Raw genomic sequence first — 217 nt, forward strand, 5'->3', positions numbered from 1 at the left:
CCCAGCTGTGTGGGACTGCGATAACTGTTGACCAGCCCCAGCGTCGTCGCTTGGGACGGCGACCAGTTGACGGTGCAGCCGTGCTTTTGCAGGATGGCCGCGATGGCGTCGCCGCGGGCTGCGCCAGCGACATTCACGCCCAGCGCGCGCCGCGGCGGCCGGGGCAGGGCGGCAAGCCAGTCATCCAGCGCGTTCAGGTCCAGGCCGTCGAAGGCGA

Annotated in this window: 1 pseudogene; it reads right to left on the reverse strand. The window is 70.5% G+C overall.

Going from position 1 to position 217, the window contains the following annotated elements:
- A pseudogene (locus B3446_RS21075) lies at positions 1-217 on the reverse strand (type III pantothenate kinase); the annotation flags it as partial.

Origin of the sequence: Achromobacter sp. UBA5777 (genome assembly GCF_002418565.1) — a bacterium.
In the GTDB taxonomy this organism is placed as follows: Bacteria; Pseudomonadota; Gammaproteobacteria; order Burkholderiales; family Burkholderiaceae_B; genus Achromobacter; species Achromobacter animicus.